The organism is Lacticaseibacillus suihuaensis (assembly GCF_054785075.1).
The window spans coordinates 165,234-191,206 of the sequence record NZ_BAAGBJ010000005.1; the positions used below are offsets into that span (position 1 = coordinate 165,234).

Annotated in this window: 26 protein-coding genes, 1 other RNA gene, 1 pseudogene and 1 riboswitch; of the genes and pseudogenes, 22 read left to right on the plus strand and 6 right to left on the minus strand. The window is 64.5% G+C overall.

Going from position 1 to position 25,973, the window contains the following annotated elements; all coding sequences use genetic code 11:
• Positions 1-5: 5 nt before the first annotated feature.
• Positions 6-608, plus strand: a complete 603-nt coding sequence (locus ACYVRZ_RS06360; protein WP_461225744.1) for a class I SAM-dependent methyltransferase — start codon at positions 6-8, stop codon at positions 606-608.
• A gap of 100 nt (positions 609-708) precedes the next feature.
• Here ACYVRZ_RS06360 and ACYVRZ_RS06365 read toward each other — a convergent pair whose 3' ends face one another.
• The gene (locus tag ACYVRZ_RS06365) at positions 709-1,536 is read right to left on the minus strand and encodes a helix-turn-helix domain-containing protein (RefSeq protein WP_461225746.1); all 828 of its coding nucleotides are present in this window, start codon (positions 1,534-1,536) and stop codon (positions 709-711) included.
• Between the two features lie 62 nt (positions 1,537-1,598).
• Here ACYVRZ_RS06365 and tadA point away from each other — a divergent pair, with 62 nt between their 5' ends.
• Positions 1,599-2,099, plus strand: a complete 501-nt coding sequence (gene tadA / locus ACYVRZ_RS06370; RefSeq protein ID WP_461225748.1) for a tRNA adenosine(34) deaminase TadA — start codon at positions 1,599-1,601, stop codon at positions 2,097-2,099.
• Between the two features lie 183 nt (positions 2,100-2,282).
• Here tadA and ACYVRZ_RS06375 read toward each other — a convergent pair whose 3' ends face one another.
• Positions 2,283-2,816 carry a GNAT family N-acetyltransferase gene (locus ACYVRZ_RS06375; RefSeq protein ID WP_461225749.1) on the minus strand — a complete coding sequence of 178 codons (534 nt, stop codon included), beginning with the start codon at positions 2,814-2,816 and terminating at the stop codon, positions 2,283-2,285.
• An 82-nt stretch (positions 2,817-2,898) separates the two neighbouring features.
• On the opposite strand from ACYVRZ_RS06375, the gene ffs reads away from it, so the two are divergent.
• From ffs to ACYVRZ_RS06435, 12 genes are all read left to right on the plus strand, one after another.
• An RNA gene (ffs, locus tag ACYVRZ_RS06380) (signal recognition particle sRNA small type) lies at positions 2,899-2,995 on the plus strand.
• 362 nt (positions 2,996-3,357) lie between these two features.
• The gene (gene dnaX / locus ACYVRZ_RS06385; RefSeq protein WP_461225751.1) at positions 3,358-5,034 is read left to right on the plus strand and encodes a DNA polymerase III subunit gamma/tau; all 1,677 of its coding nucleotides are present in this window, start codon (positions 3,358-3,360) and stop codon (positions 5,032-5,034) included.
• Between the two features lie 18 nt (positions 5,035-5,052).
• Positions 5,053-5,361, plus strand: coding sequence for a YbaB/EbfC family nucleoid-associated protein (locus ACYVRZ_RS06390; RefSeq protein WP_262315710.1), 309 nt, complete (start codon positions 5,053-5,055; stop codon positions 5,359-5,361).
• A gap of 48 nt (positions 5,362-5,409) precedes the next feature.
• Positions 5,410-6,009 (plus strand): recombination mediator RecR, encoded by a 600-nt coding sequence (gene recR, locus ACYVRZ_RS06395; protein ID WP_461225753.1) that lies wholly within the window; start codon positions 5,410-5,412, stop codon positions 6,007-6,009.
• A 15-nt stretch (positions 6,010-6,024) separates the two neighbouring features.
• Positions 6,025-6,306 (plus strand): YaaL family protein, encoded by a 282-nt coding sequence (locus ACYVRZ_RS06400; protein WP_461225755.1) that lies wholly within the window; start codon positions 6,025-6,027, stop codon positions 6,304-6,306.
• A gap of 690 nt (positions 6,307-6,996) precedes the next feature.
• Positions 6,997-7,644 carry a dTMP kinase gene (gene tmk, locus ACYVRZ_RS06405; RefSeq protein ID WP_461225757.1) on the plus strand — a complete coding sequence of 216 codons (648 nt, stop codon included), beginning with the start codon at positions 6,997-6,999 and terminating at the stop codon, positions 7,642-7,644.
• A 23-nt stretch (positions 7,645-7,667) separates the two neighbouring features.
• Positions 7,668-7,997: a cyclic-di-AMP receptor gene (locus ACYVRZ_RS06410; protein ID WP_262315714.1), complete on the plus strand. Its 330-nt coding sequence runs from the start codon at positions 7,668-7,670 to the stop codon at positions 7,995-7,997.
• On the plus strand, positions 7,997-8,974 hold the full coding sequence (gene holB, locus ACYVRZ_RS06415) for a DNA polymerase III subunit delta' (protein ID WP_461225760.1): 978 nt from the start codon (positions 7,997-7,999) through the stop codon (positions 8,972-8,974). The genes ACYVRZ_RS06410 and holB overlap by 1 nt, the downstream gene beginning before the upstream one ends.
• A 96-nt stretch (positions 8,975-9,070) precedes the next feature.
• Positions 9,071-9,409 (plus strand): DNA replication initiation control protein YabA, encoded by a 339-nt coding sequence (locus ACYVRZ_RS06420; protein ID WP_461225762.1) that lies wholly within the window; start codon positions 9,071-9,073, stop codon positions 9,407-9,409.
• A gap of 5 nt (positions 9,410-9,414) precedes the next feature.
• Entirely contained in the window at positions 9,415-10,278 is an 864-nt protein-coding gene (gene rsmI, locus ACYVRZ_RS06425) for a 16S rRNA (cytidine(1402)-2'-O)-methyltransferase (protein ID WP_461225813.1), read from the plus strand.
• Positions 10,275-10,997 (plus strand): acyl-[acyl-carrier-protein] thioesterase, encoded by a 723-nt coding sequence (locus ACYVRZ_RS06430; protein WP_461225764.1) that lies wholly within the window; start codon positions 10,275-10,277, stop codon positions 10,995-10,997. The genes rsmI and ACYVRZ_RS06430 overlap by 4 nt, the downstream gene beginning before the upstream one ends.
• Positions 10,998-11,223: 226 nt before the next feature.
• Entirely contained in the window at positions 11,224-12,000 is a 777-nt protein-coding gene (locus ACYVRZ_RS06435) for a hypothetical protein (RefSeq protein WP_461225766.1), read from the plus strand.
• Between the two features lie 297 nt (positions 12,001-12,297).
• On the opposite strand, the gene ACYVRZ_RS06440 is transcribed toward ACYVRZ_RS06435, so the two are convergent.
• The 3 genes from ACYVRZ_RS06440 to ACYVRZ_RS06450 all read right to left on the minus strand — a co-directional run bounded on the left by ACYVRZ_RS06440 (position 12,298) and on the right by ACYVRZ_RS06450 (position 16,503).
• Positions 12,298-14,442 carry an LPXTG cell wall anchor domain-containing protein gene (locus tag ACYVRZ_RS06440; protein WP_461225768.1) on the minus strand — a complete coding sequence of 715 codons (2,145 nt, stop codon included), beginning with the start codon at positions 14,440-14,442 and terminating at the stop codon, positions 12,298-12,300.
• A 440-nt stretch (positions 14,443-14,882) separates the two neighbouring features.
• Positions 14,883-15,545, minus strand: coding sequence for a deoxyribonuclease I (locus ACYVRZ_RS06445; RefSeq protein ID WP_461225770.1), 663 nt, complete (start codon positions 15,543-15,545; stop codon positions 14,883-14,885).
• Positions 15,532-16,503, minus strand: coding sequence for an asparaginase (locus tag ACYVRZ_RS06450; protein ID WP_461225772.1), 972 nt, complete (start codon positions 16,501-16,503; stop codon positions 15,532-15,534). The genes ACYVRZ_RS06445 and ACYVRZ_RS06450 overlap by 14 nt, the downstream gene beginning before the upstream one ends.
• A 213-nt stretch (positions 16,504-16,716) precedes the next feature.
• Positions 16,717-16,810: riboswitch (THF riboswitch) on the plus strand.
• Between the two features lie 29 nt (positions 16,811-16,839).
• Between ACYVRZ_RS06450 and ACYVRZ_RS06455 the strand changes: the two genes are divergently transcribed.
• The 4 genes and pseudogenes from ACYVRZ_RS06455 to tsaD form a co-directional block, all read left to right on the plus strand.
• Positions 16,840-17,361, plus strand: a complete 522-nt coding sequence (locus ACYVRZ_RS06455; protein ID WP_461225774.1) for a folate family ECF transporter S component — start codon at positions 16,840-16,842, stop codon at positions 17,359-17,361.
• A gap of 203 nt (positions 17,362-17,564) precedes the next feature.
• Complete coding sequence (gene tsaB / locus ACYVRZ_RS06460) at positions 17,565-18,287, plus strand: tRNA (adenosine(37)-N6)-threonylcarbamoyltransferase complex dimerization subunit type 1 TsaB (RefSeq protein WP_461225776.1); 723 nt, start codon at positions 17,565-17,567, stop codon at positions 18,285-18,287.
• Entirely contained in the window at positions 18,271-18,807 is a 537-nt protein-coding gene (gene rimI / locus ACYVRZ_RS06465) for a ribosomal protein S18-alanine N-acetyltransferase (protein ID WP_461225778.1), read from the plus strand. The genes tsaB and rimI overlap by 17 nt, the downstream gene beginning before the upstream one ends.
• A 13-nt stretch (positions 18,808-18,820) precedes the next feature.
• Positions 18,821-19,837, plus strand: a pseudogene (gene tsaD, locus ACYVRZ_RS06470) (tRNA (adenosine(37)-N6)-threonylcarbamoyltransferase complex transferase subunit TsaD); the annotation flags it as partial.
• 255 nt (positions 19,838-20,092) lie between these two features.
• On the opposite strand, the gene ACYVRZ_RS06475 reads toward tsaD, so the two are convergent.
• Complete coding sequence (locus ACYVRZ_RS06475) at positions 20,093-22,036, minus strand: ABC-F family ATP-binding cassette domain-containing protein (RefSeq protein ID WP_461225780.1); 1,944 nt, start codon at positions 22,034-22,036, stop codon at positions 20,093-20,095.
• Positions 22,037-22,238: 202 nt separating this feature from the next.
• On the opposite strand from ACYVRZ_RS06475, the gene ACYVRZ_RS06480 reads away from it, so the two are divergent.
• The 4 genes from ACYVRZ_RS06480 (at position 22,239) to ACYVRZ_RS06495 (ending at position 25,712) form a co-directional block, all read left to right on the plus strand.
• On the plus strand, positions 22,239-22,895 hold the full coding sequence (locus ACYVRZ_RS06480) for a redox-sensing transcriptional repressor Rex (protein ID WP_262315725.1): 657 nt from the start codon (positions 22,239-22,241) through the stop codon (positions 22,893-22,895).
• A gap of 146 nt (positions 22,896-23,041) precedes the next feature.
• The gene (locus ACYVRZ_RS06485; RefSeq protein WP_461225783.1) at positions 23,042-23,734 is read left to right on the plus strand and encodes a hypothetical protein; all 693 of its coding nucleotides are present in this window, start codon (positions 23,042-23,044) and stop codon (positions 23,732-23,734) included.
• A 9-nt stretch (positions 23,735-23,743) separates the two neighbouring features.
• Entirely contained in the window at positions 23,744-24,136 is a 393-nt protein-coding gene (locus ACYVRZ_RS06490) for a hypothetical protein (protein WP_461225785.1), read from the plus strand.
• Between the two features lie 64 nt (positions 24,137-24,200).
• Complete coding sequence (locus ACYVRZ_RS06495) at positions 24,201-25,712, plus strand: flotillin family protein (protein WP_461225815.1); 1,512 nt, start codon at positions 24,201-24,203, stop codon at positions 25,710-25,712.
• The last annotated feature ends 261 nt before the right edge of the window (positions 25,713-25,973 follow it).

The following is a 25,973-nucleotide window of genomic DNA, read 5'->3' on the forward strand; positions in this document are numbered from 1 at the left end:
TACCCATGAATCACTATTACACGAACGACCCGACGCTGGCGCATGACGAACACAGCTTTCGCTTCGCGCTGGCCGGCCACGACCTGTTGTTCACCGCCGACAACGGCGTGTTCTCCAAGCACACCATCGACTTCGGCTCCCGCGTCCTGATCGACGTGGTGGCGACGGACCCGGCGCTTGCCGCCGGCGACATTCTCGATGTCGGCTGCGGCTACGGGCCGATTGGGCTGGCGCTGGCCCGGCATTTTGCGGCCCGGCACGTCACGATGAGCGACGTCAACGAACGCGCGTTGGCGCTGGCCAAGCGCAACGCCGCGGCCAACCAAATCACCAACGTCACGATTCTCGAGTCCTCGGTGTACGAGCAAGTCACAGGCCAATTCGGCGTGATCGTCACCAACCCGCCGGTTCGCGCCGGCAAGGACGTGGTGTCGGCGATTCTGAGCGGCGCCTTCGCCCACCTGACCCCGGGCGGCCAGCTCTTCGTGGTGCTGCAAAAAAAGCAAGGCGCCCCGTCGGCCCTGAAGCTGATGAAGGCCACCTTCGGCGACGCCGCCGTGGTCAAGAAGGAACACGGCTACTACATCCTGAAGACGACGAAGGCCTAGCGGCGGGAACCCATTTCACAGCGGGGGACCGGACGCGAACCACCGTCGGCCAGCAAAAACACGCCGTCGCAATTGTCTGCGACGGCGTGTTTTTGAACGCTCAGGCCTGAATCAGCAAGGCGCAAAGCACCAGGTCGTCCATCTGCCTGAGGTTGAAGCCGGTTTGGTGCTCGAATTTTTCCAGCCGGTACTGAAGCGTGTTGCGATGCAGGAACAGCGCCTTGGCGGCCGCGGTCAGGTTGCCCTGCTCGTGGTACAGCGTGGTGATGACGTCTTGCATCCCCGCGTCCTGGGCGATCACGGCCGTCAGCGCCTGCAGCAGCGGGTTGTTTTGGCGAGCGTTGCGGGTCAGCGTGGTCAGCGCCGTCTGCTGAATGGTGGCCAGGCGCTGCGGGGCGGCGGCGGCCAGCTGGCGTTCCGCGGCGACCAGGCCGGGCAGCTCGTCGTCGACCGGCCAGGGGTGGCCGATGAACAGGCGGGTTTTGGAGTCAAAATCCGAGTCCAGCGTGTCGAGAATGCCGGCCAGGTCGGCGGCACTGGCGATGAAGTTTTCGGTCGGCTCGATCACCACGCCGCTTGAGGCGGTGTCGAAAAAGCCGGTAACCGCGCTTGCAAACAGGCTGCACAGCGCGTCGAGCCACGCCCCGGGCGTCGCTTGGCTATTGTGCAGATCCACGTTAAAATAGAGCATGCGAACCGGATGGGTGGTCGGGGCCAGCCCCTCGCCGCGCAGGAACCGGGCCCAGGGGTGCTGGCTTTGCGCCTGCGGGAGCAGCGCCTTGACCAGCGCGACCTCGCGCGGCGTCAGCGCCTCGGCATCGATGGCGACGACCTGGTTGTCGACGGTCACGACCAGCGCGTTTTCCGGAAAGGGCGGTGCCGTGATCACCGGCACCACCCGCTTGAGTAATGGGAGCATTGCTGCCATTGTCTCACCAACTTTCACGTCCATTGTAACAAAGAACCCGCCTCGGCGAAACGGAGGTCCGATTGGAAAAAGCAGACATTGAACACTACATGGGCCTGGCCCTGGAAGAGGCACGCTGGGCTGGCCTGGTCGGCGAGGTGCCGATCGGGGCAGTGATCGTCCACGACGGCGTGGTGGTCGGCCGCGGCCACAACCTGCGCGAGCACAGCCAAGACAGCACGTTGCACGCCGAGGTGCTGGCGATTCAGGAGGCCTGCGCGACCCTGAAGTCGTGGCGCCTGGAGGACTGCGACCTGTTCGTGACCCTGGAGCCTTGCCCAATGTGTGCCGGCGCCATGATCAACAGCCGGGTGCGGTGTTGCTACTACGGCGCCGCCGATCCCAAGGCCGGCGTGGCCGGCACCCTGATGAACCTGCTGACGGATTCGCGCTTCAACCACCAGGTCCAAGTCGTGCCAGGCGTTCGCGAAGGCGAGGCGGCGGCGCTTTTGCAGGACTTCTTTCGCGCCATCCGCGCCAAGCGCAAGGCAGCCAAAAAGGCCCGGCAAGGCCAGACCAAGTGACGGCGGCCGCGCTAGGTGCGGCCGCACGACCGGTGGCGCGGCCGGGTCAAGTGACGGCCGCGCTGGGTGCGGCTGCATGACCGGCGGCACCCGGCGCGGCGGCTCGGGTGCTAGGTGGCGCGGCCAGCGGTCGGTGAACCGCCGGCGGGATTAGGCTGCTAACCACGCCCCGGGCGGAACCGCCTACTTGCGTTCCTTGAGCTTGGCCATCACGACGGTGGTCACGGCCACGCCGTTTTCGATGTGCTCGGCCTCAAGCCGGCCCTCCTCGTGCATGCCCAGCCGCAGCATCACGCGGCCGGAGCGGGGGTTTCGCGCGTCGTGCATCGCCTCGACGCGGGTGACGCCGAGCAGGTCGAAGCACAGGGCCATCACCGCCGCGGCGGCCTCGGTCGCGTAGCCGTGGCCCCAGTAGACCGGATCCAGCAAGTAGCCGATTTCCGCCTTGCGGTTTTTCTCATCGGCGTGAAGCTCGCAGGCGCCGATCAGCTCGCCGTCCAGCGTGACGGCGAACTTGCCCAGGGGGCTGCCAATCCAGTAGTCGGCCAGGCCGGCGTAAGCGGCGTCGAGTGTCGGGTACTTGATGGAAAAATCGGCGACTTGCGCCTGGCTGCCGATTTCGAACAGGCGCTTGGCATCGGTGACGGCGAACGGCCGCAGCACCAGCCGGTCGGTGCGAAGAACCTGGTGCTTGAGCAAGGTAACGCTGTAAGACATGGAATCATTCCCTTCTGAGTTATGGCCATTATCGAACCCGGGCTGGCCAAAAGCAACCAAAACGGGTATACTTATTCTTGCCGAAAGGCCTTGAGGCAATGACCGCCTTTCGAATTGTGTCAGGTCCGGAAGGAAGCAGCACTAAGAATCGCCGGTCATGTGCCTTAAGTTTTGTAGTCAATGAGCCCGGCCATCGAATGGATGGCCGGTTTTTTTTGACCCCAGAGCGAAGAGGTGCGAGTTTAGCGAGACGGCAAGCGCAGGCCTGGCGCATGAGGCCCGGGCTTGGCCTCGGGTGACAGGCCTAGCTGGACGTTCTCGCGTTGCGCATCGTAGCTCGACGACCCCGGAGCGAAGAGGTGCGGGTTTAGCGAGATGGCAAGCGCAGGCCTGGCGCATGAGGCCCGGGCTTGGCCTCGGGTGACAGGCCCCCGCCGCGGCCTTCGCCGGGCCGTAAGACGCGGCCAAACTCGGCGCGTTTGCCACCCCGAATCAGGCGGCCGTGTGGTACACTTGAACGAGTACAGAAAGGATGAGTCAGGTGAGTTACCAAGCCTTATACCGCGTCTGGCGGCCCCAGACCTTCGCGGATGTGATCGGTCAAACCGCGATTACAACCACGCTCAAAAACGCCTTGGTGACGGGGCAGACCAGCCACGCCTACCTGTTTTGTGGCCCCCGCGGCACCGGGAAAACCTCGGTGGCCAAGATTTTGGCCAAGGCGCTGAACTGCGAACACCTGCAAGATGGTGAACCCGACAACACCTGCGATATGTGCCAGGCGATCAACAACGGCAGCCTGACGGACGTGATCGAAATCGATGCGGCGTCCAACAACGGCGTCGACGAGATTCGAGACATCCGAGACAAGGCCAAGTACGCGCCAACCGTCGGCCGGGTCAAGGTCTACATCATCGACGAAGTCCACATGCTGTCGACCGGCGCGTTCAACGCGCTGCTCAAGACGCTGGAGGAGCCACCGGCGCATGTGGTATTCATCCTGGCCACCACGGAGCCGCAGAAGATTCCGGCGACCATCATCTCCCGCACCCAGCGGTTTGATTTTCGCCGCATCACCGCAGACGACATCGTCTCACGGATGGCCTACATCCTGGACGACAAGGGCATCACCTACGATCAAGCGGCCCTTGCCATCATCGCCAAGGCCGCAGAAGGCGGGATGCGAGACGCGCTGTCGATTTTGGACCAGGTGCTGTCTTTTGGCCAAAACCACGTGACGGTGGAAAACGCTTTGGATGTGACCGGCGGCGTGGCGGTGGCGCAGCTTGGCGCCTACCTGACCGCCGTGGCCAACCACGAGCCGGCGCAGGCGCTTGAGACCATCGAGCAGTTGCTGGCCTCGGGCAAAGACGCCGGGCGACTGCTCGACGACTTGATCGGCTACCTGCGCGACCTGCTGGTGTTCCAGCAGGCCCCGAGCCTGGTCGGCGAGACCAGCGCGTTGCAGGATAGCCACTTCAAGGACCTGGCCCAGGCGCTGCAGCCGGCCGTCTTGTACCACATGATCAACGTGCTCAACGAGACGCAGGGGCAGCTGCGGCTGACCAACCACCCGACGCTGTACCTGGAGGTCGCCACGGTGCGGCTGGGCGAGGCCCCGCAAGCAACCGTGGCCCAGCCGGCCGCGGCCGCCCCGAGCGAGTCGGTCACGGCCCTGGAGGCGCAGATTCAAAAGCTGCAGGCGACGGTCGCCGGCCTCCAGCAAGCCGGCGTCGCGCCGGCCCCGGCCCCGAAGGCCAAGCCGGCGGCCAAAAAGCATGCGCAGGTCAACAAGGCCCAGCTGTACCCGATTCTCGGTGCGGCGACCAAGGCCGACCTGCTGAAGGTCAAGGACATCTGGCCGGACCTGTTGAACATGCTGTCGGTGACCAAACGCGCGATGATGCGGATTTCCGATCCGGTCGCCGCCAGCCCGACCGGCGTGATCGTCAGCTTCGCCTACGACATTTTGGTCGAACGGGCGATGAACGACGCGGCGCTAATGACCGAGCTGGAAGGGGCGTTGAACCGCTTGATGGGGGAGACGCTCAAGGTCGTTTTGGTCCAAAAAGACGAGTGGCCGCGGGTTCGCAAGGCCTACCTCCAGGAAATGGGGGCCCCGAAGGCCAAGCCGGCCAAGAAGGCGGCCGACCCGGTTTTGACCACCATCGCCGACATGTTCGGCGACGCAGACAATGTTGCAATCAAGAATGACTGAAAGAAGAGGATGACGAATATGCGTGGAATGGGCAATATGCAGGGTATGATGAAGCAGATGAAGAAGCTCCAAAAGGAAATGACCGAGGCGCAAGACGAGCTGAACCAAACCGAGTTCACCGCAAGCTCCGCCAGCGACATGGTCACCACCACCTTCACCGGCGACAAGCAGCTCAAAGACATCAAGATCAAGCCGGAAGCGATCGACCCAGACGACCCGGACATGCTCCAGGACCTGATCATCGAGGCGGTCAACGCGACGCTCAAGCAGGTCGACACGGCTACCCAGGCCAAGATGGGCAAGTACACCCGCGGCCTGGGGATGTAGCCTCACCGGTCGGTTGCGACCGGCCGCGTTGTGTCGAAGGAGGAAGTTATGCAGTACCCAGAACCCATCGCCAAGCTGATTGACAGCTACATGAAGCTGCCGGGCATCGGCAGCAAAACCGCCACGCGCCTGGCCTTTTACACCATCGACATGAACCAAGACGACGTCGCGGCCTTCGCCAAGAGCCTGACCGCCGCTAAAAACGACCTGCACTATTGCACCGTTTGCGGTAACATCACGGACACCGAGCCCTGCGAGATCTGCCGCGACCAAAGCCGCGACCAAACCACGATTCTGGTGGTCGAGCAGCCCAAGGACGTGATGAGCATCGACCGCACCAACGAGTACCACGGCCTGTACCACGTGTTGCACGGCGTCCTCAGCCCGATTGAAGGGCGTGGCCCCGAGGACCTGAACATCGAGAGCCTGATCAAGCGGCTCCAGGCCCATCCCGAGGTCAAGGAGCTGATCGTGGCCACCAACGCGACGCCGGAAGGTGAGGCCACTGCCCAGTACCTGGCGCGGCTGATTAAGCCGGCTCGCATCAAGGTCACCCGCCTGGCCCATGGGTTGGCGGTCGGGTCGGACATCGAATACGCCGACGAGATGACCCTGCTCAAGGCCGTCGAAGGGCGAACCGAACTGTAGAAAGCAGGCGAGGCCATGTTTTTCAAGAAGCGTCCTAACATCAAAACCGAGGCAGACCGCGAGCTGATGACCACGGTCTACCGGGTTCGCGACAAAATGGCGGCGCAGCGCAAGCTGGTCGCCACGTTCCGCGAGGTCGACGAGGCGACCCGGGCCCAGGTCAACCTGCAGGAGGGCCTGTTCGACTTCCTGCACCGCCAGGCCCGGGTTCGTGATGTCTCCGGCGCCTTGGTCGCCGAGATGGCGGCTCAGCAGCTGCAAGAAGACAACCAAAGCTGGCAGCTCAACAAGAAGTAGCCGCCATCCGCAGCCCGGCCGTGAGCCTTCAAGGCCATCGCCGGGCTGTTTGGATTGCGCCCAAGTTCGGGCCTCACACGCCACGGCTAGGCTATGCGTCCCGCTAAAGACGCCGGCCTCCGCCCTGGTTCGTCGGGCTACGGCCGGCAACGCGGGAGCGGCTAGCTGGGGCCGTCACTCGGGACCAGGCCCGGGTCCCAAGCGCCAGCCCTACGCTACCCGTCCCGCTAAAGGCGCCGGCCTCCGCCCTGGTTCGTCGGGCTACGGCCGGCAACGCGGGAGCGGCTAGCTGGGGCCGTCACTCGGGACCAGGCCCGGGTCCCAAGCGCCAGCCCTACGCTACCCGTCCCGCTAAAGGCGCCGGCCTCCGCCCTGGTTCGTCGGGCTACGGCCGGCAACGCGGGAGCGGCTAGCTGGGGCCGTCACTCGGGACCAGGCCCGGGTCCCAAGCGCCAGCCCTACGCTACCCGTCCCGCTAAAGGCGCCGGCCTCCGCCCTGGTTCGTCGGGCTGCGGCCGGCAACGCGGGAACGCATAGCTACGCCGCGGCACCCGAGGCCAAGTTCGGGCCTCACGCGCCACGGCTAGGCTATGCGTCCCGCTAAAGGCGCCGGCCTTCGCCCTGGTATTTGGTGCAATCGGCGCTGATTTCAAGTACACTATAGATATTGACGAGAAAGAAGGCAGTGTATTGGCAGGCACATTCATCACGTTCGAGGGACCCGACGGTGCGGGTAAAACCAGCGTCTTGGCGGCGCTGATGCCCAAGCTTCAGGCTCATTTGGCCAAGCCGGTTCGCCTCACCCGCGAACCCGGCGGTGCCAAACTCTCCGAGGCCATCCGGGAGCTGATCCTGGATCCGGCCAACACCGAGATGGATGCGCGAACCGAGGCCTTGCTCTACGCGGCGTCGCGCCGCCAGCACCTGGCCGAGGTGATTCGCCCGGCGCTTGGGGCCGGGGAGGTCGTGATCTGCGATCGCTTTGTCGACAGCTCGGTAGCCTACCAAGGCGCCGGGCGGCAGATCGGTGAGGACGCGGTTTTGGCGATGAACCAGTTCGCGACCGAGGGGCTGACGCCGGTTCGCACGTTGTACCTGGACGTGCCAAGCCAGGTCGGGCTGGCTCGCATCGAGGCGCATCGGCAAGAGCGCCAGTACGACCGGCTGGACCGCGAGTCCATTGCCTTTCACCGGCGGGTGCGTGGGGCCTACCTGCGCCTGGCTGAGCGCGAGCCCGAGCGGATTGTGACCATCGATGCCACTAAGCCACTGGCTCAAGTCGTCTCGGATTGTCTGGGTACGTTGCACACGGTTTTGTCCGCGAGCTGGCTGGCTTAGCGGCGCAGAAAGGAAGTAAGCCCATGAAGTTGATTCTAGCCATCGTTCAAGATAAGGACGCCAACTTGCTGTCGAGCGAATTCATCGATGCCAATATTCGGGCAACGAAGCTTTCGACCACCGGCGGCTTCCTCAAGTCCGGCAACACCACGTTCATCATCGGGATCGACGATGAACGCGTTCAAGAGGTGCTTCAGATCATCAAGGAATCCGCTCAGACGCGCGAGCAGTTCATGACCCCGCCGGTTAACCTGGACGCGACTTCCGATTCGACCATGGCCTACCCGATCGAGGTCCAAGTCGGCGGCGCCACCGTCTTCGTGCTGCCGGTCGACGCGTTCCACCGCTTCTGATGCCAGACATCGAGGCGCTGCAGCCGACCTTGGTGCGGCAGTTCGGCCAAGTCATCGCGGAGGGGCAGCTGAGCCAGGCCTACATTTTCAACGGCCAAAAAGGGACGGGAAAGGCGCAGTTCGCTCAGTGGTTGGCGATGCGCCTATTTTGTCAGAACCTGCAAGACGGCCAACCCTGCGGTAAGTGCCCGGAGTGTTCACGGATTCTGTCGGAGAACCACCCGGACGTGGTGTGGCTGCGAAGCGACGCCAAAAGCATCAAGGTCGACGACGTGCGGGGCCTGAAGCAGGAAATGAGCAAAAGCGGGGTGGAAGGCAACCAGCGCGTGTTCGTGATCGAAGGCGCCGAGCGGTTGACGCCCGGGGCGGCCAACAGCCTGCTGAAATTCTACGAGGAGCCGGTGCCGGGGATGCTGATTATTTTGACCACCACGGCCAAAAACCAACTGCTGCCGACCATTCTGTCACGGGCCCAGGTGATTAACTTCCCGGCGCCGGCTCGCAGCCAAGTGATCGAGCAGCTGGAAGCCGCCGGCGTCACGCCGCCGTTGGCCCGGGTCGCCGCTCACCTGAGCGCGTCGGTTGAGGCCGGCACGGCGATGGCCGCCGACCCGCAGTTCGCCCAGCGCATCGAGCGAGTGTTGGCCTTGGTCGACCAGCTGGCCGCCGGCGACCCCGCGGCCTTCGTCGCGGTGCAAGCCGACCTGGTGCCGCTGGCCAAAACCCCGCCGGATCAAGAGCAGGTGCTGGCGCTTTTGGCCCAGGCCTACGCCGACGCGCTGAACCAGCACTACGGGGTGGCCGGCGTCGCGGCGTTCGGCGAGGAGCCGCGCGTGGCGCGGTTGGCCGGCACCAGCGGCCGGCGCCTGAGTGGCGGTCTCGCCGCCATCCTGCAGGCCCAGATTCGCCTGCGTCAAAACGTGACCTTCCAATCGGCCACCGAGGCGCTGGTGATTGCGCTGGGGGTGGCGGGGTAGGCCATCCCGCCGGCCAACGGCGCGGCACCGCCGCGTTTGGTGCAACCAGTCGCACCTGAATTAATCACATGAGTCACGAGTAGTGGAGGTGAGCCCGTGGAGAAGAAAGATCTCTATGACGGCTTTTTGCAGTTAGAACACGAGACTTCGGCCATCCTGGCGCAGCTGGCGGCCCTAAAAACGGACATGGCGACGGTGCTGGAGAAGAACGCGGAGCTTGAAATCGAGAATCGCCACCTGCGCGAGCACTTGGAGGAGCTGCAAAAAAGCGGCGACCACAAGTCGACAGGCGCCGTGGAGCTGTCCAAGTCCAAGCTGAACCTGGAGAACCTGTACGAGGAAGGCTTCCACGTCTGCCCGTACATGTACGGCCAGCGCCGGGTCAACGATGAGCCCTGCGCCTTTTGCGTCGACATCATCTACGGTGAACACTGATGGGCGTGACACAGCAGAAAAGCTTCGCCGAACACGACGTCGGCACCCTCTACCTGGTGCCGACGCCGATCGGCAACCTCGAGGACATGACGGTTCGCGCCGTCCACGTCCTGCAGCAGGTCGCGGTGATCGCCGCCGAGGACACGCGCAACACGCAAAAACTCTTGAACCACTTCGACATCGCTACCAAGCAGATCAGCTTCCACGAGCACAACACCCAGGCCCGGATTCCCGAGCTGCTGGCGCGGCTGCAAAACGGCGACAGCATCGCCCAGGTCTCGGATGCGGGGATGCCATCGATCTCCGATCCCGGCAAGGAGCTGGTCGCCGCGGCGATTGAGGCCGGGATTCCCGTGGTGCCGCTGCCCGGTGCCAACGCCGCGACCACGGCGCTGATCGCCTCGGGCCTGCCGCCGCAGCCGTTCATGTTCTACGGCTTCCTGCCGCGCAAGGCCAGTGAACAGAAGGCGGCGCTTGAGGCGCTGGCGACGCAGCCGCAGACCGTCATTTTCTACGAGTCGCCGTACCGCCTGGCCAAAACGCTGACCAGCATCGCCACAGTGTTCGGCGATCGGCCGGCGGTGCTGGCCCGGGAGCTGACCAAAAAATTCGAGGAGTTCGCCCGAGGCAGCCTGCTTGAGCTGGCCGACTGGGCGGTCGACAACGCGCGTGGCGAGTTCGTCGTGATGGTCGGCCCGGCGCCGGTCGTCGCCCCGACGCCAAGCACCGTGCCGCTTCGTGAGCAGGTCGAAGCGTTGGTGGCGGCCGGGGCTCGGCCCAACGACGCGATCAAGACCGTGGCCAAGCAAAACGGGCTGAAGAAGCAGGCGGTCTATGCCGCCTATCACGAATTGGAGGCGCCGCAATGATTTACGAAGAAGCGGTCACCGTGCCGTTTTTCCTCGGCACCAAGACCGGCAACCTGAGCCTGGCCACCCTGACCAACATCATGCTCCTGACGTCCGAGCACCAGCTGGACCGGCTGGACGCCGGCATCGCGGCGCTGGCCAAGCACGGCGCCGGCTGGGTGATCACGCAGTACCACATCGCGATCACCCGGATGCCCAAAGTCGAGGAGCCGCTGGTGGTCGGCACGGAGGCCTCTGGCTACAACAAGCTGATGACCTACCGCGAGTACTGGGTCAAAGACCCCGCCGGCAACACGCTGGCGACGATGAGCGGCGCGTGGGTGATGATGGACCTGACGACCCGCAAGCTGATTCCCATCATCGAGAGCTTCGCGGCCAAGGTCGAGGCACCCAAAACCACCAAGGTCAGGCGCTACCCGCGGCTGCCCAAGCTCACGGGCTTCGCGCATCGCAAGCCTTACACCGTGCGGTACTTCGACATCGACGGCAACGGCCACGTCAACAACACTCATTACATGGAGTGGATGGAAGACGCGCTGGGGGCGGATTTTCTGACCACGCACCGGCTGACCAGCGTTGACATCAAGTTCGCGCGTGAGGTCACGTACGGCAGCACGGTCGAGTCGGCCTACACCATCGACGGCGCGACCTCGCACCACCAGATTTCGGTGACCGGGGCGGATAACGCGACGGCGACGATGACCTGGGAGACAATCTGAAGAAGGCGGCACCCGGCAGTCGGGTGCCGCCTTTTTCTCACTGATTGGTTGGAATTTTCTCATTGTTTTCACGTAATGAAATTTTCAACAGCCGCTTTCATCGCGGCGCTTGCGGCGGCGAAAAATAGACGGGGCAAGGCCTGAAAAATCTGAAATCGGCTTCAAAAAGCGCTGGCCAGCCGCCGCAATCTGGCGTAGAATGAAATGAGAGAAGGGTGGGGAGCAGATGAATAAGCGACTATTATTGATTCCGGCGATCCTCTTGCTGAGCGGCGTGGGTTACGTCGCCAGCCGCGCCGGCGCGGCGCCGCAGGCCGAGGCCGAGCACACCGTGGTGGTGGCCCGGCACGTCGGCAAGACGGTGCGGGCCGGCCAGGCGACCCGCGTGGCGGCCCGGCAGGCGACCAGTGACCTAGCTGCCCTGAAGGCCACGCTTGAGGCGCAGCTGCCGGGCGTCAAGGTGCCGACCGTCAACCCCTTCGGCGACGGCGTGACCGTCCACACCAAGGCGACCGGCAGCGTTGGCGATTACCGGCTGCTTTTTGCCGAGCATGCCGCGCAGCTGACGACCACGGCGGCCCCCTTGGCGCTCAAAAAGGTGACGCCGACCAGCACGGCCCAGGCGCAGACCGAGGCCGGCAAGCTCGCCTACCGTGCTCCCGACCCGGACAAGACTGAGACGACACTGGGGGCCGGCCTCACCGGCACCGTCAGCACCGCCACCGGGCAGGCAACCGTGAGCTGGCGACAGGGCGACTACGCAATCATCGTGGCCGACGATCAGCAGGACCCCACCGAGGCCAAGGAGCTGGCCAAGAACGTCGTGAGCGTCCTGGCCAGCAACGCCTTGCCACGAACCGCGACCCGCGGCGCCATCGTGTTGCACGTGGCCGATGGCACTAAGCGCCAGAATACGGTGAGCTGGCGCGAGACGAGCGCCTACTACACCATCAGCGGCGACAACGCGATGGCGACGTTGCGCCTGGCGTTCGGCGTTCGCTAACCCAACGGAATAGCAAACAGCGTCACAACTTTGCGGCAATTGCGAAGTTGTGACGCTGTTTTTGACTGGTCCCGCGGTGGCGGGTAGGTACCGGGTCGAGTCGCGATTCGAAGTGCGATTCGAAGTGCGATTCGAAGTGCGATTCGAAGTGCTGCCTGAAGTGCTGCCTGAAGTGCGGTCCAGGTGCCGGTCGCGAGATTTGTTCCCAGTGACGACTCAGGGCGGCATGCCGATTCTCACCGGGTTAGGTGTGTGGCGTGGGTCGGCACCGCGGGATGCGCCGCGGCGGTGCGGTGACTAGACGCGTTTGCGGCGACTACCAGCAAGTCCGAACAGTCCGGCCAAGGCGACCAGGAGGCCGGCACCGCTCAGCAGGCGGTTTGGTTCTGCGCCGGTTTGCGGCAGCGTGGCCTGACCGCTGCGGGTGTGAACGCGGCCGGTCGCGCTGAGGCCCGTCGGCTTACCGCCGGCTGTCGGCACGGCCTTCGACGGCGTCGGCGTGGTGACCGGCACGGCCGGGGTGGTCGCGGTGGCCGTGGTTACTTCAGCTGGTTCCGGGGTCGGCTTAGACTCGGGTGCCGGCGTTGGCTTCGGTTCAGGTGCTGGGTTTGGTTCTGGTTTCGGTTCCGGGATTGGCTTTGATTCTGGCTGCGGTTCTGGCTCCGGGGTCGGCTTTAGCTCAGGCTTCGACTCAGGCTCCGGCTTAGGTTCGGGTTCTGGGGTCGGTTCCGGCCCTGGCGTCGGGGTCGGCTTCTCCCCAATTTCGGGAGCCGGGATGATTAGCTCAGGCTTGGGTCCAACGTGGTTGGCCCAGACCAGCTGACCGGCGGCAAAGCCTTTTTGCAGGGCCTCTTTCACTTCGGCACTGAGCCCTTCCAACACGCTGGTCGGCAGGAAGGCGGCGCCGGTTTGGCCGATCATCAGGCCCTTGGCGTAGGCGTCGGTTGCGGCCTGGCTGGCACCGGTTTGGTTGGCGCCGCCTTGCGAAGCCGCATCGGTGTTGGGCTTTGTCTTAGCGTCGAGGCGGTTGGCCCAAAGCGTGTGACCGGCGGCAAAGCCTTTCTGCAGGGCTTCCTTCTCCTCGGCACTGAGCCCTTCCAACACGCTGGTCGGCAGGAAGGCGGCGCCGGATTGGCCAATCATTAGGCCCTTGGCGTAGGCGTCGGTCGCGGCCTGGCTGGCACCGGTTTGGTTGGCGCCGCCTTGCGCGGAAGCGTCGGTGTTGGGCTTGGTCTTGGCGTCGAGGCGGTTGGCCCAAAGCGTGTGGCCGGCGGCGAATCCTTGCTGCAAGGCGTCTTTTTCCTCGGCACTGAGGCCTTCCAACACGCTGGTCGGCAGGAAGGCGGCACCGGTTTGACCGATCATCAGGCCCTTGGCGTAGGCGTCGGTTGCGGCCTGGCTGGCACCGGTTTGGTTGGCGCCGCCTTGCGCAGAAGCATCGGTGTTCGGTCCGGCGTGGTTGTAGTCGGGCCGACCGGCGCCGGTTTGGTCTGTGCTGCCTTGCGCGGTCGCGTCGGTGTTAGGTCCGGCGTGGTTGTAGTCGGGCCGGCCGGCACCGGTTTGGTCTGTGCTGCCTTGCGCGGTCGCGTCGGTGTTAGGTCCGGCGTGGTTGTAGTCGGGCCGACCGGCGCCGGTTTGGTCTGTGCTGCCTTGCGCGGTCGCATCGGTGTTCGGTCCGGCGTGGTTGTAGTCCGGTCGGCCAGCACCGGTTTGGTCCGTGCTGCCTTGCGCGGTCGCATCGGTGTTAGGTCCGGCGTGGTTGTAGTCGGGCCGACCGGCGCCGGTTTGGTCTGTGCTGCCTTGCGCGGTCGCATCGGTGTTCGGTCCGGCGTGGTTGTAGTCCGGTCGGCCAGCACCGGTTTGGTCCGTGCTGCCTTGCGCGGTCGCATCGGTGTTAGGTCCGGCGTGGTTGTAGTCGGGCCGACCGGCGCCGGTTTGGTCTGTGCTGCCTTGCGCGGTCGCATCGGTGTTCGGTCCGGCGTGGTTGTAGTCCGGTCGGCCAGCACCGGTTTGGTCGGTTGCGCCTTGCGCAGAAGCATCGGTGTTAGGTCCGGCTTGGTTGTAATCGGGTCGGCCAGCACCGGTTTGGTCTGTGCTGCCTTGCGCGGTTGCATCGGTGTTAGGTCCGGCATGGTTGTAGTCCGGTCGGCCAGCACCGGTTTGGTCGGTTGCGCCTTGCGCGGTCGCATCGGTGTTAGGTCCGGCGTGGTTGTAGTCGGGGCGGCCGAGGCCGGTTTGGTCGGCGGCGCCGTTTTCCGTGGCGTCGGTGATCGGCGCGGTTGGGGCGGCGGTGACGCCGGCCTGGCTGACCATCACGCTGGCGGCGTGAACGGGCTGGCCGTTCAGCGCCTGGAAGCTGAGCAGGGTCGTGGCGGCGAGGGCGGCGGTCACCCAAATGCGGTGGCGATTTTTCCGGGTCGTGCTGCTGCGAAGCTCTGTCATAAGTTTCCTCCTTGGGAAGCGGGTTTGATGAGTGGTCTCATCCGCCTCAGTATACGGAGTGTCACGACATGGGTCAATTGGATTGCGTGCCACTTAATGCCGCCCTCAATTAAAATCCCAATATCCGCGGCTTGTGCCGATGGTGGCCGCTTCACCAGTCGTGTGGTCTTTGCGGTGGCGGCCACCGCTGGACCAGCGCGTTGTTGCCACCAAAGTTTTAGTTCATGAAAAGGACGTGGCGGTGTGGTGGCAGGAGCCACAGACGCCGGTCATGAAAGGCCAAGAAGCCGAGGCGGCCGCGTGACTGCTTGAACCAGCGCCACGCCAAAAAACACCGCCGCATCAGTCGCGGCGGTGCAATTACCGGCGGTGCAATTACCGGCGATGCAATCACCGGCAGTGCGATCAAGCATCGAGCGGCCGTTCAGCGGCCCGGGGCATCAGGCCAGTGACGCCCTCAAAGGCGCCAGTCGGCCACCGGCCAAGGGGCTGGCGGCGAAGTCGAGCGGCGTCTTGACCGTTTTGCCGAAGTTGTCGATCAGGCCGTGGAACTCCTGGGCGTCGTGCAGCGACCAGCCGGCGACGGCCTGTGTCACCTTGGCCAGCGCCTGGTAGGTCGCATACGGCCTCCCGAGGAAGCCGAACAGGCGCCGGGCGTAGGCGTCAGCGACGAAGGTAGGCTGATCGAAGACGAACAGCCGCGTCGCGTCGGCGGTTTCCTGGCCGATGCCGCGCAGGGCCAGCAGCTGTGCTCGAAGCGTCGCCGGCGGGAAGCCGCCGATGACAGCGAGGTCGAAGTCCCAATGCGCCAGCCAGGCGAAGAGGCCGACCAACGCCCGGCTCTTGTTTTGGTAAAAACCGCTGGGGCGAATCAGCGGCACCCAGTCGGCCTGGGTCAAGGCGGCCAGCTTGTCGGGGTCAAAGCCGGTCGCCTCGCGCAGGTTGGCCAGGCTGCGGTCGACGTTGGCCCAGTTGGTGTTTTGGACCAGCACCGCGCCGACCAAGATCTCGTACTTGGAGTCGGCCGGCCACCAGCCGCTGGGCCCAAGCGCCTGGCCGAGTTGCGCGTATAGGTCGGGCAGGGACCAGTCAGCTGATGGCATTGTTCACATACGCGGCCAGCTCCGCCCCGGACTTGCCACCGCTGAGGCCGACAATCAGCTTGATCCGCGCCTTTTGGCCGTTGAGGCCCTGACAGAAAATCACGCCGGCCTTCTTCAGGTTGACGCCGCCGCCTTCGTAGTCGTAGACGGCCTCGGCGACGCCGTTGAAGCAGCGCGACACCAACACCACCGGCACGTGGCGCTGCATCAGCCGCTCAAGCGCCGGCAGCGTCGCCGGCGGCAGGTTGCCGGCCCCCAGCGCCCCAATCACTAGTCCCGCGGTCGTGGCCGGCAAGGCGTCGAGCAAGGTCGCGTCCATGCCGGCGTAGGCCTTGAGGAGGAAAACATTGGAGACGACCCGGTCGATCGGGCAGGCCGCCTGGTTGATCAGCTCCTGGAAGAACACGGCGCCGGTTTTGGTCACCAGGCCGATGGGGCCGAAGGTGGGGGTGCGGAAGGTCGCGACGTTGGTCGTGTGGGTCTTGGTCACGAACCGCGCGGTGTGAATCTCGTCGTTCATCACCACCAGGCAGCCCTTGTGCCGGGCCCCGGCGCTGGCCGCGGTGCGAATCGCGCCGAGGAAGTTGTAGCGGCCGTCGGAGCCGATTTCGTTGGCCGAGCGCATCGCGCCGGTCACCACCACCGGAATCGTCGGGTCCAGCGTCAGGTCCAGGAAGTAGGCCGTCTCCTCCAGCGTGTCGGTGCCGTGGGTGACCACGATCCCGTCGATGCCGGCCGCCTCGGCCTGGCGGATGCGCTTGGACAAGGCCAGCATCCGCGCCGGGGTGACGTGCGGCGACGGCAGGTTGAAGACCTCTTCGTTGGTCACGTCGATGCCGTCGAGCGTCGCGTCTTGGGCCAAGAGGGCGTTGTGGGCGCCAGGCGCCACGGCCCCGGTTTCATCCGCGGTCATGGCGATGGTGCCGCCGGTGTGCAAAGCCAAAATGTGTTTCATCATCAGTCGCCTCCAGAGCATGCGCGAGCGTCACGCGCCGCGTCCTCACTAGCGTAACATGCGCCCGGCGCTTTGCAAGCGCAAGTTGACCAGGTCGGAAAGCTCGTGCAAAACCGATATCAATTTTGCACATAATCCCCGAACAATAATTCGATAAGGTCGCGGTTTCTTGCGGTTTTTCGGAAAAAGGCGTATGATAAGGCCGTACCAAAAATCTAAGGAGTAGGACTCACCGCGTTAAGTGCCGCCGGAACGGAATGTGAACGGCGGACGAAGGCATTGCCGCGGTGGTGGGTCCGCATTCGCCGCTTTTGGCGTCTCCGCAAAGGGGATTATCATATGCAAGCATTATCTTTGACCGGCCCGAAGCTCACCACCCGCAACCTCGTCTACATGGCGATGTTCATGGCGATGCAGGTTGTGCTGGGTCGCCTGTCGTTTGGCACGAGCTTCCTGAAGTTCAGCCCGGCCTTTTTCGCCACCATTCTGATGGCCTACTACCTGGGCCCGTGGCTGTCGGGGCTGACCGCCGCCTTCACCGACCAACTCTCCACCATCGTCTTCAACCCCGGCGCGAACTTTCCACCGTTCACGCTGAGTGCCGTCCTGGCCGCCATCATCTACGGCGTTTTCTTCTACAATAAGAAGGTCACCGTCTGGCGCGTCGTCACCGCCGTCGGGTTGGTGATTATCATCGTGAACATCTTCATGAACACGGTGTGGATCGACATGCTGGGAACGCCATGGCAGGGGGTCATCGCCATTCGCACCGTCAAGAACCTCGCGATGTGGCCGATTCAGGCCTTCCTGTCCTACGCGACGCTCAAGGCCGTCGAACGCATCAAGCCCCACCTCAACTGAATGCCAGAGCCAGGGACCGCTTAGGCGGTCCCTTTGTGGTACACTAAGGGGCATGAGAAAAACGCGCGGTCAGGCGCTGGCGTCGCGGTGCGGCCGGGCCAAGTTGCCGCCTCGGGCCGCTGCGACCGAGGGCGGCGCCGGTTCGGGCCGCTGCGACCGGGGCCGACGCGCCTTGTCAGAGATAATAGGAGTTGACCTTAACCATGAAGATCTTAGCGCTCGACACGTCCAATCAGGCCATGAGCGTGGCCGTGACCGACGGCGAGCTGGTGTTGGCCACGATGACCATCAACCGCAAGAAAACCCACAGCGAACAGCTCCTGCCGACGATTCACCGCCTGCTGGACGTGTCCGGCCTGACCGCCTCGGCGCTGGACCGGGTAGTGGTCGCGCAGGGGCCGGGCTCCTACACCGGGCTGCGCATCGCCGTCACCACGGCCAAGACCTTGGCCTACACGCTGAACCTGGAGCTGGTCGGCGTGTCCAGCCTGGCGGCGCTGGCCGCCGGCGTCACGGCGACCACCGCGGTGATCGTGCCGCTGATGGACGCCCGGCGCCACAACGTGTTCGCCGGCGGCTACCAATGGGCCAACGGGCGGCTTGAAAACGTGATCGCCGACCGGCACCTGCCGCTGGATCAGCTTCTGGCGGAGCTTGCGGTGCTCAAGCAGCCGGCCGTTTTCACCGGGCCGGACGCCGTGGCCTTTCGCGAGCCGATTCAGGCGGCGCTGGGTCACGCGGCGAGCTTTGCCGACGCCATCACGGCGCTGCCCGACGCCGCGCGGCTGGCGCAGCTCGGCGCAATGAGCACACCGGTGTCTGCGATCACCTTCGTGCCGCGTTACTTGCGGCTGACCGAGGCGGAGACCAACTGGCTGAAAACGCACGACGACAAAGGACATGCCCCTTATGTTGAGAAAGTTTAAGTCGTGGCTGGACCACGAACCGCCGGCCAGCCTGGCCTTCGCCGAGCGACCGCTGACCATCAACGGGGTGGCCTACACCCTGCGGCGAATGCGCAACGCCGACATCGACGCGGCGCTGGGCATTGAACGCGCGGTATACCAAGGCGACACGCCGTGGGACCGCATGGCCTTTTTGTCCGAGCTGCGCAAGGTGCAGCACTCGCTGTACCTGGTGTTGGCCGGCGACTACGGCATCGATGCGTTCGTCGGCGCCAGCTTCACCAGAGACGAGGCCCATATCACCAACATCGCGGTCGGCCCGTCCGTGCAGCGGCTGGGCATCGGCACCGCGTTGATGCAGGTGATGATTGACAAGGCCTACGACTTCGGCTCCCGGCAGATGACGCTTGAGGTTCGCACCGACAACGCGCCGGCCCAGGCCCTGTACCACCAGCTGGGGTTTTACGACGGGGCGATCAAGCCCGGGTATTACGTGGCCACGCACAAGGACGCCATGGACATGTGGCGGCCACTGGATTGAAAGGACGAGTACTTTGAGTGAACTGATTCTAGCCTTCGAAAGCAGCTGCGACGAGACCTCGGTTGCGGTGATCGAAGACGGCACCCGCATTCTGAGCAACATCATCGCCACGCAGATCAACTCGCACAAGCGCTTCGGCGGCGTCGTACCCGAGGTCGCCTCGCGCCACCACGTCGAGCAGATCACTGAGGTCATCGACCTGGCGCTGAAGGAGGCCAAGGTGACTTACACCGACCTGACCGCGGTGGCCGTGACTTACGGCCCCGGCTTGGTCGGCAGCCTGATGATCGGCGTGACGGCGGCCAAAACGGTCGCGTTCGCGCATCACCTGCCGCTGATCCCGGTCAACCACATGGCCGGCCACATCTACGCCGCGCGGTTCGTGCAGCCCTTGACCTACCCGCTGCTGGCGCTGGTGGTGTCCGGCGGCCACACCGAGCTGGTGACGGTCAACGCGCCCGGCGAGTTCGCCATCATCGGCGACACCCGCGACGACGCGGCTGGCGAGGCTTACGACAAAATCGGGCGGGTACTGGGCATTCCCTATCCCGCCGGCAAGGAGGTCGACCGGCTGGCGCATCTGGGGCAGGACACGTTTCATTTTCCTCGGGCGATGGTCGACTCAGACGACCTGGACTTCAGCTTCAGCGGCCTGAAGTCGGCGTTCATCAACACGGTTCACCACGCCGACCAGATCGGGGAGACCCTGAGCCGCGAGGACCTGGCGGCGAGCTTCCAGGCCGCGGTGATCGACGTCTCGGTGGCCAAAACCATGGCGGCCCTCGACGCGCATCCGGTGGCCCAGCTGGTGCTGGCCGGCGGCGTTGCGGCCAACCAGGGGCTTCGCGCGGCGCTGGCCCAGGCCCTGACCGCCCGGCACCCGGACATCACGCTGATTGTGCCGCCGGTGCGGCTGACCGGCGACAACGCGGCGATGATCGGCGCGGCCGCTCACATCGAGCTGGCGCATCACCACCTGGCCGACGAGTCGCTGACCGCCACGCCGGGGCTGAACTTCCCCCGGGCCAGCGAGGCGGCACCGGCCGTTGCGAGCGGTGCAAGCCAGCCGCAGCCGGTTGCGGCGGCGACCGAAGCGCAGGCCTCGGCCGGCCGGACTCGTGCCGCCCAGGCCCCACAGCCCAAGCCTGGACAACCCGACCTGGGCCACCGCGGCGAGGTCGTGCTGCCCAAGCCCGGGCCGGTGCGGCGGCGCCGGTAATAGACGGACTAACAGCGGCCCGGTCGCACTTCGCAATGGAAGTGCGGCCGGGCCGCTGTTGGGGTCTCAGGCGCCTTGCATGTCCTCCAGCTTCAGGCTGGCGGTTTCCCAGGCGTCCTCGGTGGTCGCCACCTTGGCGTTGACGGCGTCCAGTTTCGTCTGCAGATCCTGCATCTTGACGTAATCCGTCAACACGTCCGGGGCGGTCATCTGCTTTTGCAGCGCGTCGGCCTGATCGGCCAGCTCGCCCAGCTGGTCCTCAAGCGCCGCAACCTCGCGTTCGAGCTTGCGCTGCGCCTTTTGGTCGGCCTTGCTTTGCTGGTAGTCGACCTTGGCGGCGCTGACGGTCGGCCCCGCGACCGGGTCGGCGTTCTCCTGGGCCAGCGCGAGCTTTTCGGCCAACTTCTCCTGGTAGTAATCCCAGTTGCCCAGGTACAGGTCGGCGCCGCTCGGCTCGACGGCGACGATGCTGGTCGCCAGCTGGTTGATGAAGTAGCGGTCGTGCGAGACGAACAGCACGGTGCCTTCAAAATCGGCCAGCGCCTGCTCGAGGACCAGCTTGGAGTTGATGTCCAGGTGGTTGGTCGGCTCGTCCAGGACCAGGAAGTTGTCGTGCTTCAACGACAGCTTGGTCAGCTCCAGCCGCGCCTTTTGGCCGCCGGAGAGGTCACCGACGCGCTTTTCGATGTCGTTGGCGTCGAACAGGAAGGCCGCCAGCGCGGAGCGGATGTCTTTTTCCGCCATGGTCGGGTGGTCGTCCCAGATCTCGGCGATCACGGACTTGTCCCAGTGCAGCTGGTGCTGGTCTTGGTCGTAGTAGCCGGTGGTGACGTTGGTGCCGAACCGCGCGTGGCCGGCTTTGAACGGAATCTGGCCGAGGACCGACTTGAGCAGGGTGGACTTGCCGACGCCGTTGTGGCCGATAATCGCGATGCGGTCGCCCTTGTTGACCTGGAAGTTGATCGGGCCGGCCATCACCGGGCCGTCCGGGTAGCCGACGGCGGCGTCTTGGACCTGCAGCACCTCGTTGCCCGAGGTTTTCTCGGGGCTGAAGCGAAAATGCACGGTCTTCTCCGGCCCGTCCGGCCGCGGCAGCCGGTCCATCTTCTCCAGCTGCTTGCGCCGGGCCTGGGCCTGCTTGGTCGAGCTGGCCCGGACGATGTTTTTGGCCACGAAGTCCTCGAGCTTGGCGATTTCTTCTTGCTGCTTCTCGTAGGCCTTCCACGCCAAGGCGCGGTTTTGGTCCTTTTGCTGTAGGTAGCCGGTGTAGTTGGTGGTGTAGTGAACCGCGCGACTCGGGGTCAGCTCGTAGATCTCAGACGCCACGTGGTCCAGGAAGTACTGGTCGTGGCTGACGGTGAGAATCGCGCCGGCGTAAGTCTTGAGGTAGCCCTCCAGCCAGCTGAGCGTGTCGATGTCCAAGTGGTTGGTCGGCTCGTCCAAGATGATGAGGTCGTGGTGCTCGAGCAAAAGCTTCGCCAGGGCCAGCCGCGAGCGTTCGCCGCCGGACAGCGTGTGAATCGGCATCTGCCAAGTGCTTTCCGGGAAGTTGAAGCCGGTGAGGACGCCGCGGATTTCGGCGCGGTAGCCGTAGCCGTTGGCCGCCTCGAAGTCGTGCTGCAGCTGGTCGTACTGCTTCAGCACCGCGTCGTAGTCGGCCTGGTTCTCGGCGAGCTTGGGGTCGGCAATCGCGGCCTCGAGCTCGTGCATCCGCTGCTCCTGGGCAATCTGCTTGGCAAAAATCGTCAGCATTTCGTCGAAAATGTTGCGGCTGGAGTCGAGCCCCGAATCCTGCGCCAGGTAGCCGATCGACATGTTCTTGCCGGTGGTGACCAGGCCGCCGTCTGCCGGGTCGAGTCCGGCGAGTATGCGCAGCAGGGTGGTTTTGCCGATGCCGTTGGGGCCGACCAAGCCGATGCGGGAGTTGGTCTGAACCTCAAGCGTGATGCCCGTGAATAAGTCGTTGCCGTCGAAGGTGCGGCCGACGCCTTGGGCCTGCATGATGATCATCTTATCGTTCCTTTCAGTCGTCAATAATTCCAGTTTACCATAGAAGGAATGTTCGGGTTGTGAAAAAAGTTGAGCATGACCGGTCTAGAAACTTGCAGTCTTATGAAAAAGCGGTTACTATATTTTGAGAAGCATGCTGACAATTTCACAATAAGGCATGCAGAGCTGCCGCGCTGACGCGGCCAACTTAGGAGGCATATTGATGGCTGAAACGATGATTCCCAAGGCCACGGCGAAGCGACTGCCGCTTTATTACCGCTACCTGAACTTCCTCGCGAACTCCGGCACCACCAAGGTTTCATCCACGGAGCTGTCCGAGGCGGTCAAGGTGGACTCGGCAACCATTCGGCGCGACTTCTCGTACTTCGGGGCGCTGGGCAAGCGCGGCTACGGCTACGACGTGATGGACCTGATCAAGTTTTTCAAGAAAATTCTCAATCAGGACCGCCTGACCAACGTGGCACTGGTCGGCGTCGGGAACCTCGGCCACGCGCTTTTGAACTACAACTTCCGCCAGACCAACAGCATCCGCATCAGCGCGGCCTTCGACGTCAACCCCCAGCTGGCCGGCACCATTCAGGCCGGGGTGCCGGTGTACCCGATGTCCGAGCTGGTGTCGCAGCTGCGCCAGCAGCAGATCGAAATCGTGATTCTGACCGTGCCGATCGATGCGGCCCAGGGCATCACCGATGACCTGGTGAAGGCCGGCATCAAGGGTGTGATGAACTTCACCCCGCTGCGCATCTCGGTGCCAAGCTACGTTCGGGTCCAAAACGTCGACCTGGCTACCGAGCTGCAGACGCTGATTTACTTCCTGGAACACTACGGGCCAACCCTGCAGGACACCGAGGAAGACTAGCATAAGCGAGTCGTCTCACAAAGAGGCGGCTTTTTTGCTAGGTGAGCGTTGGCGGCGGCAGGACCGGGGAGACAGGGGCTGTCACGTTGACGTAAGCGCTACAAATTGGTATATTGACCTCGATCACTAGCGGGGAGGAATGCGGCATGAGCCTAGACGGACAGCGCGGCAGTCAGTTGTTGAAACAGCATCATTCAAGCGTCAGCCTCAAGCAGCGCCACGTGCTGCGACCGGGGCTGGGTCTGGGCCGGCCCGGGCTTGCGACCAAGCCGAGCCGAACGGCGCAGGCGGTGGCCGGCCACCGGGCGACGCCGGGTCGCGCCGGGCTGGACGCGGCCCCGCACGGCCAGGGCACCAGCGGCCGGGCCACCGCGGCGACGGCGGCCACCCAAGACCGGACCACCGCAGCCCAGGCCGGGCAATCGCGCGAGGCGGCTCGGACCGACCGCAAGCGCTTGGCGGGGCACGGCGGCCAGAACGCCAGCGGTCAAAGTGGCAGCGGCGGTCAGCGCAACGGGGGCCGGCAGACCGCCCGCAACGGGCAAGGCGCCGCGCGTAACCGGGCGACTCAGGGCACAACGGGCGGGGCCAACGCGCCCCAACCGCGCAATGCCGCCAAGCAGTCGCACCGGCAGGCCAACGCCCCCCACGTGCGGATGCCAACCGAGGCCCCGACAAAACCGCGTGGGACCGCGGCTCGCGGCGATCAGGCGCGGCCCAAACCAGCGGCGCCACCGCGTGCCAACCCGACCCGGCAGCCCGGCGGCGGGATCAACTGGGGGACGCTGATTCTCGGCGTGGTCGCGATCGTGTTGCTTTGGCTTTATTTCATGGGATGAGGTGAGACCATGCAGGCATTGTGGAATCAACCCTGGTGGGTGCTGGCGCTGGTCGGCCTCCTCGTGGCGATTGTCGGCGGCGCCTTCTTGTGGGCGCTTTTCTCCCTGGTCGCACTGCCGATTCTGGCGGCCTTGAGCCGGCTGTTTCGCGGCGTCGATAACAGCACCGCCGAAAGCAGCAAGGCCTACTTGGTCGGCCGGCTCAGCCTGACGATCCCGGTCGGTGGCCTCGGCGAGGTGATGGTCGTCGGCAACGGCCGGGCCCGGCAGACCTACGCCGCTCGCGCTTACGACCCAGGCACTCGCATCGCGCAAGGTACCCGGGTCGTCGTGATCGAGCTCAAGGCCGGGGTGGCGTATGTGCAGCCGGTTCGCGATCCGGCAACGCCGCCAACGGAATAAGGGATTTTTGCAGTCCGGGCGGCGCCACCGCACCGGCCACACGCTACTAAAAGGAAGTGTCATGATGGAAAACTACTCGAGTCTGATCATCATCGGCGTCATCGCCGTGTTAATCATTTTGTTCTTTGTCTTTTTGGTCACGCACCGCAAGACGGCGTTGCCCAACGAGGTCTTGATCATCTCCGGGGCGATGATCGGCGGCAAGCACTCTTACCAAGACACCAACGGTAACAAGGTGAAGCTGATCACCAACGGCGGGGCGTTCATCCTGCCGATCGTGCAGCGCTGGGACGCCTTGTCGCTTAACACCCGCACCATCGAGGTCGCCACGCCCGAGGTTTACACCAAGGCCGGGGTGCCGATCAAGGTCGACGGCACGGTCATCCTGAAGATCGGCTCCTCGCTTGAGGAAATCGCCACCGCCGCCGAGCAGTTCCTGGGTAAGGAGGACGCGCAGATCAACGGCGAGGCCACCGAGATTCTGGAAGGCCACCTTCGCGCCATTTTGGGGACGCTGACCGTCGAGGACACCTACCAAAACCGCGAAGTGTTCGCCGAGAAGGTGCAGGAGGTCGCAAGCTCCGACCTGGCCAAGATGGGTCTGCAGATCGTGTCCTTCACCATCAAGGACATCACCGACAGCAACGGCTACTTGGACAGCCTGGGCAAAAAGCAGATTGCCGAGGTCAAAAAGAACGCGGCGATCGCCGAGGCCGAGGCCGACAAGGAGCGGCGCATCAAGCAGGCCGAGGCCGACCAGCTGGCCCAGGAAGAGGAGATCAAGCGCCAGACGCAGGTCGCCGACTCCAAACGCGCCCAGGCCGTGCAGGTCGCGGAGTTCGAAAAGGAGCAGCAGATTGCCAAGGCCCAGGCGGATCAGGCTTCGATTGCCGAGCAGATGAAGGCCAAGCAGGTCCAAAAGGAAAAAGACATCGAGCTGGCGCAAAAAGACGCAGACCTGCAGGAAATGACGCTGAATGCGACCGTGCGTAAGCAGGCCGACGCCAACCGCTACCAGGCCGAGCAGGAGGCCGCCGCGCAAAAGGCGGCCAGCATCGCCAAGGCTCAGGCCGAAGCCGAACAGGTGAAGCTGTCGGCCGAAGCGTCTGCCGAGCAGGTCAAGCTGCAGGCGGCCGCCCAGGCGGAGCAGGTTCGCCAGGCCGCCGACGCCGCGGCTCACCAAGTCGAGGTGCAAGGGCAGGCCGAGGCCAAGGCCACGGAGCTGACCGGTAACGCGACGGCGGCCAAGACCCGCGCCGTCGGGCTGGCCGAGGCCGAGGCGACCGAGAAGAAGGCCGCCGCCCTGGCCAAAATGAACGAGTCCGGGAAGCTGCAGATGGTGCTGGATGTGATGCCGGCGCTGTTTGCCGCCAACGCCGACGCCTACAAGAACGTCGATCACGTGACGCTGTACGGTCAAGGCGACGTGACCGGCCAGTCGGTCGAGAACATGACTAAGCAGCTGGCGATGATTCACCAGATGACCGGCATCGACCTGGAGCAGGTGATCAACAGCACCATCAGCACCAAGGCCGGCACCAAGCCGGTGGCCGACGCGGTGCAAAAGGCCGAGTAAGCGCCGCGGTGCGAGGCCGCGGTTCGGCCGTGGTTCGTGAGGCACGACGCTGGCCAGGCCGCGGTTCAGCCACCGGGTGAGGTACGACGTAGGCCAGGTTTCAGTGCAACGCAGTTCGAGCCGCATGTCGGCACCGGCTGAGGCACGACAAAGGCGCATTCCCAGCGGGGATGCGCCTTTGTTGATGCCGAGTGGTTCGCCGACCGGTTGGCGAGCGACGGGTGCATTCACGCGAGTCAAATTGCTTGACGACCAATTGGT